The organism is Pseudarthrobacter sp. NPDC055928 (assembly GCF_042270935.1).
Classification (GTDB): domain Bacteria; phylum Actinomycetota; class Actinomycetes; order Actinomycetales; family Micrococcaceae; genus Arthrobacter.
Map to the genome: position 1 here is coordinate 55,134 of NZ_JBHJZH010000014.1, position 17,463 is coordinate 72,596.

General features: G+C 59.9%; 13 protein-coding genes. 9 read left to right on the forward strand and 4 right to left on the reverse strand.

The window, feature by feature from the left end:
• Positions 1-340: 340 nt before the first annotated feature.
• Together ACFC25_RS16810 and ACFC25_RS16815 are read left to right on the forward strand one after the other, a co-directional pair.
• Positions 341-3,577 carry a hypothetical protein gene (locus ACFC25_RS16810; RefSeq protein ID WP_376047162.1) on the forward strand — a complete coding sequence of 1,079 codons (3,237 nt, stop codon included), beginning with the start codon at positions 341-343 and terminating at the stop codon, positions 3,575-3,577.
• 590 nt (positions 3,578-4,167) lie between these two features.
• Positions 4,168-4,398, forward strand: coding sequence for a hypothetical protein (locus ACFC25_RS16815; RefSeq protein ID WP_376047164.1), 231 nt, complete (start codon positions 4,168-4,170; stop codon positions 4,396-4,398).
• Here the strand turns inward: ACFC25_RS16815 and ACFC25_RS16820 are convergent.
• Together ACFC25_RS16820 and ACFC25_RS16825 are read right to left on the reverse strand one after the other, a co-directional pair.
• Positions 4,395-4,526, reverse strand: a complete 132-nt coding sequence (locus ACFC25_RS16820; protein ID WP_376047167.1) for a hypothetical protein — start codon at positions 4,524-4,526, stop codon at positions 4,395-4,397. The two genes, ACFC25_RS16815 and ACFC25_RS16820, sit on opposite strands and share 4 nt — an antisense overlap.
• A gap of 196 nt (positions 4,527-4,722) precedes the next feature.
• Positions 4,723-5,757: a DUF4192 domain-containing protein gene (locus tag ACFC25_RS16825; RefSeq protein ID WP_376047170.1), complete on the reverse strand. Its 1,035-nt coding sequence runs from the start codon at positions 5,755-5,757 to the stop codon at positions 4,723-4,725.
• Between the two features lie 510 nt (positions 5,758-6,267).
• Between ACFC25_RS16825 and ACFC25_RS16830 the strand changes: the two genes are divergently transcribed.
• From ACFC25_RS16830 to ACFC25_RS16850, 5 genes are all read left to right on the forward strand, one after another.
• Complete coding sequence (locus ACFC25_RS16830; RefSeq protein ID WP_376047171.1) at positions 6,268-7,599, forward strand: PolC-type DNA polymerase III; 1,332 nt, start codon at positions 6,268-6,270, stop codon at positions 7,597-7,599.
• Between the two features lie 175 nt (positions 7,600-7,774).
• Positions 7,775-8,449, forward strand: a complete 675-nt coding sequence (locus ACFC25_RS16835) for an amidohydrolase family protein (RefSeq protein ID WP_376047174.1) — start codon at positions 7,775-7,777, stop codon at positions 8,447-8,449.
• A 168-nt stretch (positions 8,450-8,617) separates the two neighbouring features.
• The gene (locus ACFC25_RS16840) at positions 8,618-9,208 is read left to right on the forward strand and encodes a molybdopterin-dependent oxidoreductase (protein WP_376047177.1); all 591 of its coding nucleotides are present in this window, start codon (positions 8,618-8,620) and stop codon (positions 9,206-9,208) included.
• Between the two features lie 10 nt (positions 9,209-9,218).
• Positions 9,219-9,956 carry a ferredoxin reductase gene (locus ACFC25_RS16845; protein WP_376047180.1) on the forward strand — a complete coding sequence of 246 codons (738 nt, stop codon included), beginning with the start codon at positions 9,219-9,221 and terminating at the stop codon, positions 9,954-9,956.
• A complete protein-coding gene (locus ACFC25_RS16850) occupies positions 9,953-10,285 on the forward strand; it encodes a DUF6510 family protein (RefSeq protein ID WP_376047182.1) in 333 nt (110 codons plus the stop codon). Before ACFC25_RS16845 ends, ACFC25_RS16850 begins: the two co-directional genes overlap by 4 nt.
• A 319-nt stretch (positions 10,286-10,604) precedes the next feature.
• On the opposite strand, the gene ACFC25_RS16855 is transcribed toward ACFC25_RS16850, so the two are convergent.
• Both ACFC25_RS16855 and ACFC25_RS16860 read right to left on the reverse strand, forming a co-directional pair.
• Entirely contained in the window at positions 10,605-12,299 is a 1,695-nt protein-coding gene (locus ACFC25_RS16855) for a glycoside hydrolase family 30 beta sandwich domain-containing protein (protein ID WP_376047184.1), read from the reverse strand.
• Between the two features lie 250 nt (positions 12,300-12,549).
• Positions 12,550-14,271, reverse strand: coding sequence for a glycoside hydrolase (locus ACFC25_RS16860; protein WP_376047187.1), 1,722 nt, complete (start codon positions 14,269-14,271; stop codon positions 12,550-12,552).
• A 523-nt stretch (positions 14,272-14,794) separates the two neighbouring features.
• Between ACFC25_RS16860 and ACFC25_RS16865 the strand changes: the two genes are divergently transcribed.
• On the forward strand, positions 14,795-15,589 hold the full coding sequence (locus tag ACFC25_RS16865) for a hypothetical protein (protein ID WP_376047189.1): 795 nt from the start codon (positions 14,795-14,797) through the stop codon (positions 15,587-15,589).
• A gap of 356 nt (positions 15,590-15,945) precedes the next feature.
• Positions 15,946-17,451, forward strand: a complete 1,506-nt coding sequence (locus ACFC25_RS16870; protein ID WP_376047192.1) for a CoA-acylating methylmalonate-semialdehyde dehydrogenase — start codon at positions 15,946-15,948, stop codon at positions 17,449-17,451.
• The last annotated feature ends 12 nt before the right edge of the window (positions 17,452-17,463 follow it).

Consider the following 17,463-nt stretch of genomic DNA (forward strand, 5'->3'; position numbering starts at 1 on the left):
AAACGGGAGTGCACGCAACTACTTCTACTCCCGTGCTTTAAACGCCGATAATGGAGATTTCGTCAACCCGATTCGCGGCGCCCGAAGATCGACCGCAGGATGCTGCCGCTATTGCCAAACATGAGGGCGTCCATCTGAGTACGGCTCCGGAAAGCCCTGCGGCACACTCTCCGAGGCACATGCCGACCCGTCCGGCTGCAAGCCAAGCACTGCTGTTGAAGGACCGGACACAGTAACGCAGTAGTAACGGGCTTGGGTGTCAGCTCGTCATGGACACTCCAGCCGCTATATTCGTCCGAAGCGAATTGGCGCTCGGTTGCTAACGAATCCAGGTGCGAGCATGCGAGCGAAGAACCCTTTCACTGTCTTGGTGACTGCTGCGCTAGTACTCGTTTCGTCCGCGGTTTTTCCGGCTTTGCCAGCAAAAGCGCTGGACGACAAACTAACTCCGGGCCAGGCCGAAGGCGCTGCGTATCTCGCTGCAGTGTCCGAACGAGCAGACCACCCGGACTACCTTCAGAACGCGATCGATTACGCATATCTGGCGCAGCTCCATCGCGAAAATCCTGGGATGGATCGCGCCGAAGCGACTAGGAAGTTTCTGGCGATGAAGTCCGAGTGGGCGAAGGCGGCCGATGCCCTCGGCTACGACGATTTAGCTAAGTATAAGAATCAGTCTGAGGCACTCGGCGTCGCGATGAGAGTCCTTGAGGCTGTTGGTACGGCGACGGGAGTGGGTCCTCTCGAAGGCGCAGGAGCCGCCGGGGCCGAAATCCTAGGCTTCGTGGATCGCCCGTTTATCGAGAGCTGGAAGAACGACCTCGATCTTGAGACCGCCTACAATCGCGCCCTACGTGGTGACTCTAGCGGTGCCCTACACGGTCATGCTCGGAGGCTGTATGCCGAAGCTTGGCACCAATGCAACAACGATTCCGGCCAAGAAAACTTCTGTACCACGGCCGACATCCTCGTTGGCCGCTCGACCGGTGTGCCGCTGAAAGGCAATCTAGACGACTACGCGAGCATCAGCCCAATCGTCCGACTCCTGTTGTCGCAGGAAGGTATCTCAGAGCAGGTCGAGCGCTTGCAGCAGATCCATGGCAGCAGCTACCGCGGAGTGAAAGAGGTCCAGGTCTCACTCGAAAACCTCAAAAAGAACCTGGAAGATCAATTCAAGCAAGTCCATGAAAATATCGATGCCCTACATAAGGACCTCAACGCTATTTCCGACACTCAGGTGCAAATTCTTAAACATCTAGAAGCGCAGGTTATCCGAGACCTGAGGGCAGCTGAAGAAGAGGAAAAGCGCAATGAGCGAGAGCGAAAGCACAGTGAATACCAAACTCGGATCGCGGGAGCCCGCGCTGCCATATTCCTTTTGTCCTCGATGATCGGATTCATCGACCAGCGGGCAGGTCAGCAGTTCGAAGCGGTGGGAATGGCCAGTATTGGCTTGGCCGTCGCGCTTGTTGAGTTTACGACGGGCGCCGCCGCACTCGGTGAAGCCGGTGCTGCGCTAACACTCACGGCGGTCGCATCGGCAACGGCTCTTACGGCAGGTGTTGTCGGGGCGGCTCTGGCCCTTTTCGCAGCGTTCGCTGGGACTACCGCTGAGGACGGAGTCATAGCCGAGGTTCGGCGAGTCCATGACGAGATCATCAAGCTTCGGTCGGACATGCGCCTTCGCCTTGACCAGATAGATCGCCGGCTAGCGGCGATACAAGACATTACTATTGCTCAGCTCAACAACATCAACTACGGTCTCCGTCGCCTGAGCCAGGAGGCGGGATCCATCCGCGCGACTTTAGTTGCGTTACTCCAGGATGTCGCGGATTGGCAAACTGATGAGCGGCAGCGAGACTATGATGCGGCTGTGCGCCCGCTTTTGGATGCCATAGATCGGGCTAAGACCGCTGCTGGAGATATGACCACTGCTGAGTTCAGGGAACTTGAGAGTCTTCTCTACACATGGGGTACGAGGACTGCCAGTGATCGTGCAGCCATTGGAGGAGATTCACGTCCCACCGATCCAAGCAACCTCCTCAAAGAGCTTCAGGCGCCATACGCCGGTAACGAGAACTACCTGCAACGTGCCGGAGCGGCCGCCGGGATCACACCTCTTAGCCAAGATCGAATTCCGAATATGCAGCAGTGGTCACTCGCATCGCGGGCCTATGCCCGGCTGTTGCTCGAAAATCCAGCTTTCGCCGACACCGTTGCCCCTCAGCGACTCCAGAACCTCCTCGACGTGGGAACCGACTACTCAGAGAACCTACGTAATTGGTCAACCGACGGTCATGCTGCAACGAAGGCGCTAGATTTCTATCTCCAGCAGTTCGAGCTGGTGCGCGACTGGCTTGGAGGGATTCAGCAGCGATACAGATCTGAAGTTGGAGTGAATCCTTTGTCCGGGGCAATGCTTCCTCTGTCCAATTTGCCAGAGGGAAGTAGGGACCTTGACCTCGACGTTACCGTTGAGGCGCCTTGGCGACCGGGCCGGATCGGGGATTGCACACCCCGAACGAATTTCGTCAATCCGGTGTTGCTTGAAATGACCGATGCGGAGGCGATTCGTTTTCTTCCTTCAGAGATCAGGTCGGCGCGTCGCATCAGCAGGGTGACTGAGGGGAGCGCCGCCTCGATTGACCGCCGGCTGACCATTTGCTTCGAGGCCGAATGGGTCGATGTTGTGAGAAAACAGCTCACAAAAGATCAGTCCTTGTTCCTGGGCAAGCTTCAACTGGATTTCGTGGTGGCTTTCGAGGGCACCCTCATGGAACGCGTCAGAGTCCAGACGTCAAACCTGAGGGCATACCGTCTCTGGGGGGAGTACGGTACATTTCCCGAGTCGGTTCTGTTGTCTGTATGGCAGTGCAGCTCGCCGCTGACACCGGAGGACTGCGCGCTCGACGATCCATGGGGAATCGGAGAGGTGAAACTGTCGGGCTTCGATCGTGCGTGGCTTGGTGATGGTTACCGCTATAGGACCATCGAGCGACCTTGCCTCCAGTGCGGCGGCAGCGATCCCCCTTCAACTCAAATAGCAGCCTCTTTTGCAGACCTCCGAGTTCACTTCGCAGACCGTCTTCAGCGTGAGATAGACGAGGCGGACGATAGAGCACCTCTCCAAGGTCTTTCTGGCGCGAAGCTTCTCGCACAGCAGTTCATGGTGCTGACGTTGCCGAATCTTCCTCTGAGGGATGAGCTCCTCCGACAAGCTCTCTTTGGTGCGGGTTCAATTCCGGATCGCGACGCTCTAGTTCCTCTCATCCGAATAATAGAGTCAGAACGGGAAATGCCAGCGGACATCCGAGAAATACCCACGCTCTATGAGGTCCTCAACCTCATTGGCACTCTGCGTGCTGAGACATCCGCCTATGGTCAACAGATAGCGTCGGGGCGAAGCGAAAGGAACCTGTCCGTGAGCATAACCAACCTCATACTGATGCAGGCCAGACGGCTTATCGACGCGCATCGCGGACAACAAGCCGGGGCGGCGATGGGATCCCTAGTGGGACACGCCTTGGCTGCAGAATCTTTCTGCACAGAAATGCCGTTGGTGTGTCCAAATGACTAGATTTCGTCGCACCGCTGCTGTGGTCTCTGTCGCTCTTCTTTTCTTCAGCCTCGGGGGATGCACCTCGAAGCACGACAAGGAAACTCAGAATCGCTTCCTTGCGCAGTGCGTCCAGACGGCATCAAGACAATCTTGCGAATGTGCATGGGACGCAATCAGCAAGAATCTCACAGTCGATGAATTCAAGAACGTGGAGCGCCAGCACCTTAACCATGACCCGCTCCCAGATGATGTCGCAGCACTGATAGTGCGATGCACCCGATAACTGTGTTCCCAGGTTCGGGCTGCTCATGCCCGGAGGCGATGGCTCAGCTGCTGAGGGTCGTCTGCGGGTGCCTCTCGGCTCCTATTGCCGCCTTGAAGCACTTGCAGGTTCGATGAGAATCATGGTCCGTAGGCGGACAGGTTCGATGCAATGAGAACGGACAAAGGGCTCCTTGCGCGGCCCTTCCGCCTGTCTTTGAGCCGGTAACCGGCCTTCGTCAACCTGCATACGGCCATTCGGGGGCTTCAACCATTGCCTGCCCGCCTGACCGAACCCCGTTCCGGGTCTGAAGGAGTGATCGGTATTGACCTGTAGCATCAGGCGTATGACCCCAGAGCACGAGACCTGCGTCGAGCACCTGATGCACGTCGGACAGGAGCTGACCGGCATCAGCCATGAGCAGCTGGGGTTTGAGCGTCCTGAAGACCTCAGCGCTGATGAACCGAACGACCTGGAGGCCGGGGATCTGGACTCGATGGAATCGGTCACGCCGGCGCAGCGGGACGTAAGCCTGTTCCAGGCAAGCGCCTGGCGGATGCGCTGTGGGAAGCATTAGCTGTCCTGATCGACCAGCTCTTCGAGGACATTGCCGAGCTCCGGGGCCTCGCTGAAATCACTTGGCAGGACATCGCGGGCAGCTTTGTGCCACCCTTCAATGATTCCTGCGTACCGGCCTTCGTACACTGATCTGAGACCCCCTTCTAAGGCCCTCCCCGTCCGTTTTCCAACGCCGATAACCCACGTTCCGTAAAGCTGTGATGCCTACTAGTTGGAATCTGGCATTGCTTCTCACTATGGGCGGTAGCAACCGGGTAAGTCTTTGCTGACCGCCCGGGGGTCGCTGGAGATGAATGCGGACTCGAGGTTCCGGTTTCGTGACTCACGGCATGTCGAAGGGCGGCGCTTTGTAGGCGGTGTTTTTGTTCATGTTCCAGCCGGCGACGAGGCCGGAGCCGATCATTTGGTCGCTGAGGCGGGCGAGGCGGTAGGCGGGGTCGTTGTCGAGGGCGAGTTGGAGGAATTGGTGTGCTTTGCTTCCTCGTCCTTCCCACCAGTTGATGTAGCCGATGGCTGTGAGGACTGGTGCTGCGTGTTCGGGGCTAGTGAGGGTGTACGCGTGCAGGAGCAGTTGTTGTGCCCATTCGATGCGTGACCATTTCGGGGCCTGTTCGGTTTGGGCGAAGAGCACCTGCTGCACGGGTTCGTCCATTCCTGGTATGTCTGCGATGAGCCGATCGCGGATTGCGGGGAACTGCAGGTTGGCGACCAGGGCGTGGCAGTCGTCATCGGCCGGGAAGTCTTGTGAGTCGAGCATGTCAGCCCAGAGTCTCCGGCCCTGAAGGAGCGCGGCGTCGGTCGGCTGGGCCTGGATGTTCTCCATGTGGTGTTCGACGGCGGCCGCTTTGGTCTCTGCCTGCTTGCTGCTTGGAAGGGTGATCCGGTCACTGGGTTCGACGAAGCTGCCGCGGTAGATGAATTCGGCGTTGATCGCGCTGGTCTGGGTGGAGCTAACGGGCAGGGCGATACTGGTGCCGGGTTCGCCGTCGTAAGGGGAGAAAGTGTCATCGCCGACAAAGAGCCCATCCCGGATCGTGATGCCCTGCTCGGCGAGGACCCCGGTGAGCGCGGCAATGGTTCCGGCCTGCGGCCGGGCCGAGCCGGCTCGGGTGGTTTCGCTGGTGTAAACGGCGAAGAGAACGGCTGTTGCGGTGCTGTCGCTGGCCAGGTAGTGGGCGACGGTGCGGGCGTAGGGGAGTTCCTGCCCTGGTTGGCGGGGGAGATCGATGCGGAGGGTCGCGCCGATGCTGTTGTCGTGCATGGTGATGCAGACCAGGCTTTCCTGGGGCCAGAAGCCCAGGGTGTGCCCGATGAAGCTGAGGACATCTGATGGTGTTTTGATCGTGAGCTTTTCCATGATCCCTTTGTCTCCTTCACCCTTTGTTTCTTCTGCGGTTGTTGGTTGTGGGCGTCGTTCTGGTAGGGGACCATCCGCTGGGTTGAGGGGCCGGAGCGCAACTTGGGGGACCGGCGTCGGCAGCGAAAACTTCGTCCCGGAGCCAGCCAAATTCACCCCGGGAAGTTTTCGTTGCCGGGGGCCGGCGCGGTAGCGCCCTGGTTGCGCGGAGGACCTGCCCAGCGATCATGGTCCATATCAGAATGACAAGCAGAGAAGATGTGTTTGCTCATTCATCGATGAGGACGGCTCAAGCGGCATGACTTCCGGCCGGCATTTACCTGGTCCACGTCATGCTTCGTTGAAGTCAATGTGGTCCGCTGAAAATTGCTTAAGGCTCGGCACAACGTGTTCGCCGAAGATGACGGGCAAAGTCGGACGCCGGCCGGCATCGATTAGCAAAACATGAATTCTTCGGAGTCAGTGAATTGCGGTGATAATATCAGGCTCTTGCCGCGATGAAGGGTGCCCATGGAAGTTGTAGTTGGTCTGCTATTTGTAGTCGGCTTTTTCTGGTGGCGAGGTCGAAAAAAGAAGCGCCAGGTTCAAAGCAGTTCGGCTTCCGTGCAGCCTGCAGCTGCCAAGGTGGAAGTGCCCAACAAGCCACTGATTTTTACTCAGCCGCGCGTTGAGCGGCCAGATCGTGCCCACGGCCAGCCGATGCGTTTTGCCGAACCCGGGCGCGTTGGTGAGCTGTTTAGCTATGGTGGCCCTTCCTCGGGAAGGGGTTATAGCCACGACGGTCCCTTCGCGGTGATAGATGTGGAAACTACTGGGTTCTCTCCAGGTAAGGGTGACCGTGTTATTGAACTGGCGATTGCCCGGGTTGATAAGAATGGGCGGATTGAAGACGAGTACGCCACGCTGCTCAATCCAGAAGGTCGTGACACGGGCGCAGTTTTTGTCCATGGAATTAGCAATGATGCTGTTAAGAACGCGCCGCTTTTCTCGGATGTCCTGCCGGAGGTCTTGGCGCGCTTAGACGGGGCAGTGATTGTCGCGCACAACGCAGTTTTCGAGGAGAGGTTTTTCGCCGCTGAATTCGCCCGTGCGGGCCTCGCTACGCCCCCACTGCCGGCCCTTTGCTCGCTCTGGCTGGGACAGCAGACCTTTGATACTCCGAACCACAAGCTCGGTACGCTCGCCCATCACGCCGGGATACCGCTCGTAGACGCCCATGCTGCCCTCGGTGATGTCAGGGCAACGGCTGCCTTGCTTCCCCTGATGCTTGATCGCTACCAGTGGGCCATTGAGTTTGGACACGACCCAGCCCGTGGCCTGTTCGATCCGTACCAGTTGGGAGCCGTAAGCCCGGTAACCCGGGCAGTGGCTATGAGGAAAGGTACTGACGGTTGGATGTCTTCACTGGTGTCTCGGCTACCCATCAGCGCAGGAGACGTAAGTGACGCTGCCGCCGCTGAGTACCTTGAGTTGCTGGCTGTCGCACTGGAAGACGGCAAGATTATCGGCGACGAAGCGAAAGCACTGGCCAAGGTCGCCGGTAAGGGAGGCATGGGCGCGGAACAGGTCCGGGGCCTGAACGAGCGTTTCCTGGAGATGATGCGCGAGGCTGCGTTCGCAGATCAGGTGTTGACCGCCGCGGAGTTAGCGGAGCTGAAACGAGCGGCAGATGCATTAGCCGCGCCAGGTTATTTCGACGACCTGCAGCCAACCACAACACCGTCGTACGCGGCTGTCGAACAGGGAGCGAATCTGCCAGCCGCGATGGACGCCAAGGTCCGAAAGTGCGGACACTGCCGAACCCCTGGCCACTACCGTTCAAAGTGCCCTGAACTGAACTAGGGGAGTGTGGACAATGTCCACACTATTTGCCTCGGTCTGCCTCTTACAACCTGCGAACCGCCGCGGATTCCGCCTGTTTTCGCGGTGTCCTAGTGTTTGCAGGGGTTAGAATGCGGTTCGAGTCCTACCTCGGGCACGCATTTCCCCTCGTCAGACCAGGCTTTATCCGACGCTCGTGCAAGAACTCGTCGAGGCTACGAGACACGGGGTCCAGGTCTGTACGCACGCCATCGGAGACCTCGCGCAGGAGATTGCGGTTTCAGCGGTGGAACGTGTCCACGAACTGTATCCGGATCTGGACCACCGCCTGAGGATCGAGCACTTCTTCAACGAGAGTTTCGGTACCGCGCAGCTAAAGCGCCTAGTGACAGCCGGCGGCATTGCGGTACCGAACCCAGGATTCGTCCTTGCCGAGCCGGACGAGCCGAAACAGCGGCTGCCGGCGGGAGCCTCCAAGTATGCGATCAAGACCCTCCGATCGATCCAGGGAATTCTTCCCGGGAACTCGGATACGGCCGGGGCACAGCCTTTTACGACGAACCCTTGGGTCACCATGAAATGCATGCTTGAGCTGCGCAACAAGAATGGAGTCCCGGTCAATGATGCCGAGCGCGTCGATGTGCAGGCTGCCCTGCGCGCATACACTTCGGACGCCGCCTATGCCACCAGGCAGGAGACCGAGAAGGGAACCCTTGAGGTGGGGAAACTGGGCGACCTGATCGTTGTCGGCAGCGACCCGCACCTGACCGACCTGGCAGATTTCGACAGGATCGATACCAAGGTTTCGATCATCGGAGGCCGCGAAGTCTTCGGTCAGCTCGCCGATATCACTGTGGAGGCTGCGGTGTGATGGGCAAACATACTGTCGTCGCCGAGGTGGTCAGACACCTACAGCGGTTAGGCCTTCACCCGCACTGAGCTGAAACAGTTGATGCCTAGACCACGTCCAAACGTTGTCTTATCGTTGGGGGCATCAACTGTTGCTGGCAGGGGTGAGGCTCCACTGCGGAGGTGCATGATGGGTATTGTTTCTTCCGGTTTCCGTGGACGCCGGTCCGAGAATCCCGCACTGCCTCCCGGGCAGCATGAAACGCAGAATTTTCCTGTGCTTACGGCGGGGCCTGCTCCGCATATTCCCGTCGGCGAATGGGAGTTTTTCATCGTCGCGGAGACCGGCCGGCGGCTCTCTTGGTCCTGGAGCGAATTCATGGCCTTGCCGCAGGAGTCAGTCACCGCGGACATTCACTGCGTGACCAGCTGGTCAAAACTGGGAACTCGGTGGCGTGGCGTTTCATTGGACACGCTCTTCGAAAACGTCCAAACCACCTGCGACTTCGCCACAGCTCATTCCTTCGGCGGCTACACAACCAACCTTCCGCTGTGGGACCTCCTGGGCGGCAAGGCTTGGGTGGTCTGGGAATTCGATGGCCAACGTCTTGAACGCGCCCACGGCGGCCCGGCCCGGCTTTTGGTGCCGCAGCTATATTTCTGGAAAAGCGCCAAATGGATTCGCGGCCTGGAATTGACAGCGGAAGACCTTCCCGGGTTCTGGGAATCGAATGGCTATCATCTTCACGGCAACCCGTGGCGCGAGGAGCGGTACTCATGAGGCACGTCTCGTGAGCACACAATGGCAGGTCGCCGAAGTGGTAGGCGGAGTCCCGGAAAATGACACAGCCCGGACCATCAGGTTGCGCGTGGGTGGCTTGATGGGTCACCTGGCAGGCCAGCACATCGACGTCCGCCTCACCGCCGAGGACGGGTACACTGCGATCCGCTCTTACTCGTTGGCATCCGCGAGTGTGGATGAGCATCTGGAAATCACGGTTGACGAGCTGCCCGACGGCGAAGTGTCACCTTATCTGGTCCGCGACCTTGCGGTCGGGGACAGGCTGGAAATCAGAGGGCCGGTGGGCGGCTGGTTTGTCTGGCGGCCCGGGAATGGGAAGCGGGTGCAACTGATCGGGGGAGGGTCAGGGGTGGTGCCGTTGATGTCGATGATCCGCGCTCATGAGGCTTCAACCAACGAGTCCCCTTTCAGGTTGCTTTATTCCCTCAAGTCACCGGATTCTTCGCTTTACAGCGAAGAGCTGCGTCGGTTGGACCGTGAATCGGACAAGCTGATGGTCGACTATGTCTATACGCGCTCGGCGCCGGAGGGCTGGCCGGGTACGCCGGGGCGCCTTACGTCGGACACACTCCTGCGCAAGATCTTCCCAGCTGAGGAGAATCCGGATGTGTTCATCTGCGGCCAGACGGTTTTCGTGGAGACCGTTGCGGACTGGCTGGTGGTGGCCGGCTACCCGGTGGAGTCGATAAAGACCGAACGGTTTGGCGGGACGGGAGGTATCCAGTGAACGGCGCGGACGATTTCGTTGTCCCTGACTCGGACGACCAAGATATTGCAGCGCCGCCCCATGATCCGATTCCGTACCTGGATGGTAACGCAACGGCCGGCGCGCTGTCGGAAGTGTTCCGAATCGACATCATCGCGGCGCTCGGACGCTGCAGGCATTGCGGTTCAGTGAGGGCTTTTGGTGAGGCCATTGTGTACGCCGACGCGCCCGGCATTGTGGTGCGCTGCCGCAACTGCCAGGGTGTCCTGCTGAGGCTGGTGGAAACACCAACCCGATACTGGTTGGATCTGAGCGGCCTCAGCTACCTGGAGATCAGCCGCGGCGAGTAGGCCACGGGAACGCTGAATCACCCGAGTCAGGGCGGCAACTCCTTCGCCTCCTTGGGCTCGGAGAGCAGGAGCAGTACACCGCCGAGCCTTGGCGGTTCGCGGTGGAGTGAGGGCTCAGCATGCTGGGGATCCCCGCCCGCAGTGGTGCGGCGTATCGACGGAGCTCAGACTAGTGCGTATAAGAGGGCGGGACGGATTGGCGATGTTTTCGGGGGAGGGATGGATTCTCCGGAGGAGGAGCGGTCTGTGCCTGGCGCCGCGGTTGCCTTTGAAATTATGTAGATGGCGGGATCAGGATAGCGCCGGCGGCTGCCAGGTGTCAGGCATTGAGGACGAATGTCGTTACGCTCTGGGCCGGCAACGCGGCGATGAAGCCATTTCCCGTTCCGGAGATATCCGTTTGCTTCTCAAGGCTGCGTATGGAGTCTGTCACCCAGGACCGAACCTGACGGACCCTGGTTCCGTCCAGGGTTATTGGCTGTGTGACAGCATCGGCCGTTGTGTTGACGGCGACCACGACGACTTGGCCATCGTTGCCGATATACGCAGAGGTAAGCACGCCGGCTTGGGGCTCCTTGGTCGTATCAATGCGTGCGTATCCGGGTCGGACGAACTTCGTGAAATGGGCGATCATGTAGCCCCGCTTGCTGATGGATCCGTCCTCGAGAATCGGGCCGTAGCCCCGTCTGATGTACCACCATACGTAAGACTGAAACTCTGCGTCCGCAAGAGAATGATGGACATGCTCGGCCACGCGGAGAGCTTCCGGCCAGAGGTTTGCCGAACTGGAGCTGTTTGGGTAGTACACCTCGGTCATCCACAACTCCTTGCCCGCACCCTTCTCCTGGAAGAGCGGGTAGGTAAAGTCCTGGTACTTGGTCCCATATAAGTGGGCGCCGATGATGTCCACGTTGGCAAGAGCCGCAGGATCGTTGAGGATTGGGTCCGACACCGACTTTACATACTGGTACGATTCCGGCGCGATAATGCGTGCGTCGATCTGACCGGCATAGTCGCGCAGGAAGCGGTTCAGCTCCTCCGTAGTCCACCACGTCCAAGTGTGGGCGTAATCGGGCTCGTTCTGGATCGAGATCCCGTAGAGCTCCACACCGTTGTCCCGCATGTAGTGCACGAAGTCATTCAGGTGCTGTGCATAGGCGCCGTAGGCGTCGTATCGCAGCCGTCGGGCAGAACCCGGAGGGGTGTATGCGGCCGCCATCAGGTAATCGAGAGCTGGGCCCCCTGAACCTGTTGTTACCACTTTGACCGGCCATTTGCCCGGAGTCATTTGGGCCTGAATCGATTTCCATGCCCAGGTTCCGGCCGCCGTGGCGCTGAAGGTTACCCCCGCCGCTACGAGGGCGCCTGCGACGTAGATGTCGACTTGTACGTCACCTGTTGGGGCGGTATACCGGAATGCCAGGTTTTTGGTCCCTGAGGACCCGATGACGATGTCGTTGAATTGGACGCTCGCCGCCGAAGGAGCGTCGAACTGAACGTAGCCACCGCCTTGGTAACCTGCATGATCGGTGGCGACATGTGCGTTGACGAGCACGCCGGCCTCCGCCTCGTACTGGCTGCCCTGCGGCACCCCGCCGTCGTGGTCGAAGTACTCAACGAGATCGGCGGGTGGGTTCCAGGGCGAAGCGAAAACCAGTGCGCCTTTTGCTGCTGCTGCCTTCGCCGTCCCGAGGTCAAGGGCCCAATGTGCCCTGTCTTCATTTACGGGAATCCGCAGGATCGTGAGTCCGAGGTCGTTGCTGCCGTTGTCGAACGCGGTGTTCCTTTGTGATTCTGTGAGGTCGCCGATCCACTTGGCATGCGTCATCCCTCCGAAGCCGCGGATGGTCTGTCGCAGCCGACCCGGTTCCAGCACGAGTGTTCCCTTGCGCGCTTGAGGCGGCATATAGGCGTTGCCGGATGATGCGGCCCCGAGCACTAGTGGCACAGCAGCTATTCCGCCGGCCAGGACATTGCGGCGGCTAATCGCGGGGAGGGATGGCTTCGTTGTCATTGTTCTCTCGCATTCTTTTGAATCGTTTGATGAGTGACCTGCGGTGTTCCGGTTGTTCCTGGTCGTCAGGGACGGAAACCCGGGCGTGTGGTTCGCTCGCCGGTCGGAGGAAGTACACGTCACCGGCGTCGCTTCGTTTTGCGGGAGCGTAGTCAAGGCTCGGTGATGCCGATTGGAAGCAGGGTGAGCCTGCGTTTGCCCGCCCGATAGGGGTTATCGTCAGTCGGCGACCCCTACCGGGCGCCTGGCGTCAGCGGACTATGACGGGGACGGGTGCTTGGGATGTTGTGGAATTACCGGCGCGATCCCGGCCACTGAAAAACAGCTGAAAAGGTCCTGGCTGGAGAACCGACGTATCGAGCTGCGTCTCCCATTGCTCCTTGCTCACTACGGCGTCCGCGGTAAGCGCTACAGTCCCCGGCTGCCCAGGCAGTCGCAACTCCACGGTGACCTTCTCGATGCCCGCCTGCTCGTCGCTGGCCGTTCCGCTCACCGTCAAGGGGCCGTCAACATGGGTTCCGGGCCGGGGGTTGGTGATGGTGATGGCTGGCGATGTCTGGTCGGGTCCGGTGACCAGTGTGACGAGGGAGCGCGCCGGGAGTTTCAGGCTGGTGCGGTCGCTGGCTGCTGTGGCGATGTCGTTTGAGGCCTCCAGGTTGTGCGCGGAATCTGTGAGATACGCCGTCACGGGCAGCTTGAGGTCCATGTCTGTGTTGAGGGCTTCGGTGCCTGTGTTGATGATTTCTACTACTTGGGTGCCATCGGTGTTTCGGTACGCGGAGATTTTTGCGTTGGCGAGTTGGTGGTCAACCCCGATGCGTTCCGCACCCGGCCTGACGAACCGGCTGAAAGCTGAGTACGCGTAGAACCTTGAGGAGACGCGGTAGGTGCCGGCCGTGTCGTTGATCTGCATGAGGGCTGCGGTGCCGCCCCGGGAGGCCCCGAGCCAATACAGGTATGCACTGGCGTTGGCTTGGGCAAGGGTGTCATGAATGTGCTCCGCGATTTGGATCCCATCAGTGACCTTCCCACTGTCCCATGCTTCATTCCAACCGTCTTTAACACTGGACGGGGCCCATTCGGACATCCAGGAACGGACCGGCGCCTGAGGATCAAAATTGGAACGGCCCGCGTACGAATGAGCAGTGTAAACATCCAGATGCTCGAGGGCTGCGGGGTTGGACTCGATGGCATCAAGGTATTGTTCTCCTGCAGGCCAGCCAAATGAGTCGCAGCATGCTACCTCAATCCCCGCCTTCTCAGCATATGGACCGAAATGGGCGACGAACTCGGCCGCCTGCTCGGGGGTGAACCGCATCGATTCATAACTGGTGGTGTAGTCGGGTTCATTGGTAAATCCGATCGTGGCGATGTCTATCCCCTCCTGGGCATAGAACTTTGCATACTGGACCAAATAGTTGGCATAGGCAGTGCGCCAGTCGCCACTGTCGCAGGTGGTGCCCTGGAGACCACAGAGTGTGCCTCCCTGGTTGTACGTTCCATTCGTCTTCATATAGCCCGGGGCCGTCCAGGCGTCGGCGTAAAAGTTGGAAACTCCTCGCTTCTGCGCTTCCTTCGCGAACCAAACCTGGCCGCTGTCCCAGCCATCCCATATGTACTGGGGCTCAGCTCCGGTGCCGCCCGGATCCGCTGGCTGGATGGAAATCATTTTGTCGCCGGTTGCCGTCGGGCTCCCGCCGATTCCAAGTCGCAGGATTCTTGGCGCCGCGCCAACTTCAGGATCCAGAAGCAGGTTCACTACTTCTTCCCGGGTCTGCTCAGGCAGATTATGAATCCATGCCGGGCGCTGGAAGGCGGTGGAATAGCCAAACCCCTCAATTTCCTGATGGGTTTCGTCCGGCAGGAGGTCGATGGCTGGGGAGTCCAATGCCGAAGATACTGGTGCAGTCACCGCGCCCAAAGCGACCACCGCTAACACCGTGGGAATTGACCAGAACTGTAAAACCTTCACTAACCTTCTCCTTTGAAAGTTTCTGAGTTAATACGAAACTTATAGATAACAGCTGGCGGCCCCGTTTGAGCGCCAGGCCCCAGCTGCCGGGTCTCTTGCGCCTCTTAGCAGAACTTCGCAGCTATTCGCGGGACCACGGACGCTATATCCAGTCATAACGCCATCGAAATTCCCCCGTCCCCTTTCCAGGGAATCGCGTCACAGAAAGAAACTATCGTAGAGTTTACGTAATAACAATAAAAACTTGACGGCGACTTTCGCTGAATTGGAGAAACGGAAGGCCTGGTCCTGTCCGTCACGCTGTTCGCACGATGGCCATCTTCCTGTCCGGTCAACATGGATTTCGGCGGTCTGTGCCGAGTAAATGGAGACGTGTTCCCCGGGTAATGGAGATTCCGCCAAGTGCCGGCAAGAGGGGGGTCCGAGGGCGCCGATATCCTGCAAAGGGTTCGCCTGCCCGCCCCGTACCTACCGTGCGGACGGTCGACGGCGGACCCAGTCTCCGCATTGCTACAGTGAGCCCATGAGCATGGCGAGTGGGGAGCAAAAGCCGCGGCACGCCAAGGCGGGGGCTCTGCCTGACGGCCCAGTTGGCGTCGGTCCTGCTGCTGTTGTGCCCAAAAAAATGGGGGTCCCGGACCCTGCCTCACCGTCTGCTACCGCGCCGACTGTCCCGCTGCTTCAGCGGCCGCCCGCCTGGCTAGTCCGGAATCCGTTGCATGCAGGCTGGGCGTGGACGGGTTTCTGGGCGTCGCTGATCATTGTTGACGAGTTCGTAGACCTGGCCGGCTGGACCTGGTACATATTTGTGGGCATGGCTGCCCTGCCCACGCTGGCTTGCACTGTGGCCGTGCTCCATGCGACCCCGCGCCGGTACCTCAAGCCCCAAAAGGAATCGGTGCTCGCGCACTTCTTTGTCCGGTTCCTCGCGCTGACGGCTGCGTTTATGGTGTGGGGATTATCCGTGGTGGCCAGCGCCTCGATTTCCACAACGGTGCAGGCACTGGCCGGGAACTCGGAGCGGGAGGTGACGTCGTTGGGGTTCAACCTGCTCCTGGCGGCGGTCCCGCTAGTTGTGTCGGTGTTGTGGATGGCGCTCATTGTGCGCTGCGCGTGGTTCCTTCGCCGTCTTCGCGGCTGGCGCCAGAACCCACAGGATTCGCGGCTGCCCAAGCGATTCCTGCGGCATTCGCCCCAACTTAGGCGCGTCGTGGTGGGTCTGGCGCACCCCGGTCTGCTCCTGGTGGCTGGGCTTGGCACATCGGTTCTGGCACTCTTCCTCGGCGCCATGGAACTCACGCTCAACCTGATTGTCTGAGGCCCCGCAAGCTTCCGGCCGGAAACAAGACTTCTGCCCCGGGCACTGAGCTACCCGACGGCGTGGATTTGCCGGCCAAGCCTGCGCCCTCCAGTCGAAATGTGCAGGACGGGAACAGATTTGCCGCAGCGAATCCGATGGACGTGGGCATGTGTCTCTTCATGAAGACTCCTCGGGCGTGCGGGTGATGCCAAAACGCTAAGCGCCAAGCCTTTCGTCCACTGTTATATACATGTGTCGAAACGTCGCTCACATGCATGACAAATGTCGTGGGTCATTTGAGGTCGTCTTCCGAGTACCGTGGCTCCAGGCCGCTCCGGCATTGCTGTACTAACATCCCGAAAGCGAGAAGAAACGTGTCAGTCAACCAAGAACTTCCCGTCCTGTCCCACTGGATTGGTGGAGAGGAAGCACCGTCCTCAGGGGACCGTACTGCTCCGGTTTTCGACCCTGCCCGCGGGATCGAGACCAAGCGGGTGGCACTCGGCAACGCCGCTGACATTGAGGCCGCCATCTCCTCGGCGCAGAAGGCTTTCCCGGCCTGGCGTGATCTGTCCATCACGAAGCGCCAGCAGATCCTTTTCCGCTTCCGCGAGCTCTTGAATGAACGCAAGGGCGAACTTGCGCAGATCATCACCGCCGAGCACGGCAAGGTCGTTTCTGACGCTCTGGGTGAAATTACCCGTGGCCAGGAAGTCGTCGAACTCGCAACCGGTTTCCCTCACCTGATCAAGGGCGAGCACTCAGAAAACGTCTCCAGCGGTGTGGATGTCTACTCCACCAAGTCCCCCCTGGGAGTGGTGGGCATCATCAGCCCGTTCAACTTCCCTGCCATGGTGCCGCTGTGGTTCCTCCCGATCGCCATCGCCGCCGGCAACACGGTGGTCCTGAAGCCGAGCGAGAAGGACCCGACGGCGGCCAACTGGCTCGCTGAGCTGTTCACCGAAGCCGGCCTGCCGGACGGCGTTTTCAACGTCCTCCACGGCGACAAGGAAGCTGTGGACGGGCTTCTGGAACACCCGGACGTCAAAGCCATCTCCTTCGTTGGTTCCACCCCGATCGCCCAGTACATCTACGAGACCGCCGCCAGGAACGGCAAGCGCGTCCAGGCACTTGGCGGGGCGAAGAACCACATGCTGGTCCTGCCCGACGCCGACCTTGAGCTCACTGCCGACGCCGCCATCAACGCTGGCTTCGGTTCCGCCGGTGAACGCTGCATGGCCATCAGCGTGGTGGTCGCCGTTGAGCCGGTGGCCGATGAGTTGATCGAGAAGATTACCTCGCGGATGGCAACGCTGCGGATCGGCGACGGCCGCCGGAACTGCGACATGGGCCCGCTGGTCACCCGCGAGCACCGCGACAAAGTGGCGGCCTACATCGATGTCGCACTGGAAGACGGGGCCAAGGTGGTGGTGGACGGCCGCGGCATCAACGTGGACGGCGACGAGAACGGCTTCTGGCTGGGCCCGACGCTGATCGATGACGTCCCCGTCACCTCACGCGTCTACAAGGAGGAAATCTTCGGCCCGGTGCTGTCCGTGGTCCGCGTCCGCAGCTACGAGGAAGGCCTGAACCTGATCAACTCCGGCGCCTATGGCAACGGTACTGCGATCTTCACCAACGACGGCGGAGCTGCCCGCCGTTTCCAGAACGAGGTGGAGGTGGGCATGGTGGGCATCAACGTCCCCATCCCGGTGCCAGTGGCCTATTACTCCTTCGGTGGATTCAAAGACTCGATCTTCGGCAGCTCCAAGGCTTACGGCCTGCAAGGCTTCCAGTTCTTCACCCGCGAGAAGGCCATCACCTCGCGCTGGCTTGACCCCAGCCACGGCGGCATCAACCTCGGCTTTCCGCAAAACTAGCGGCCCGTAGGC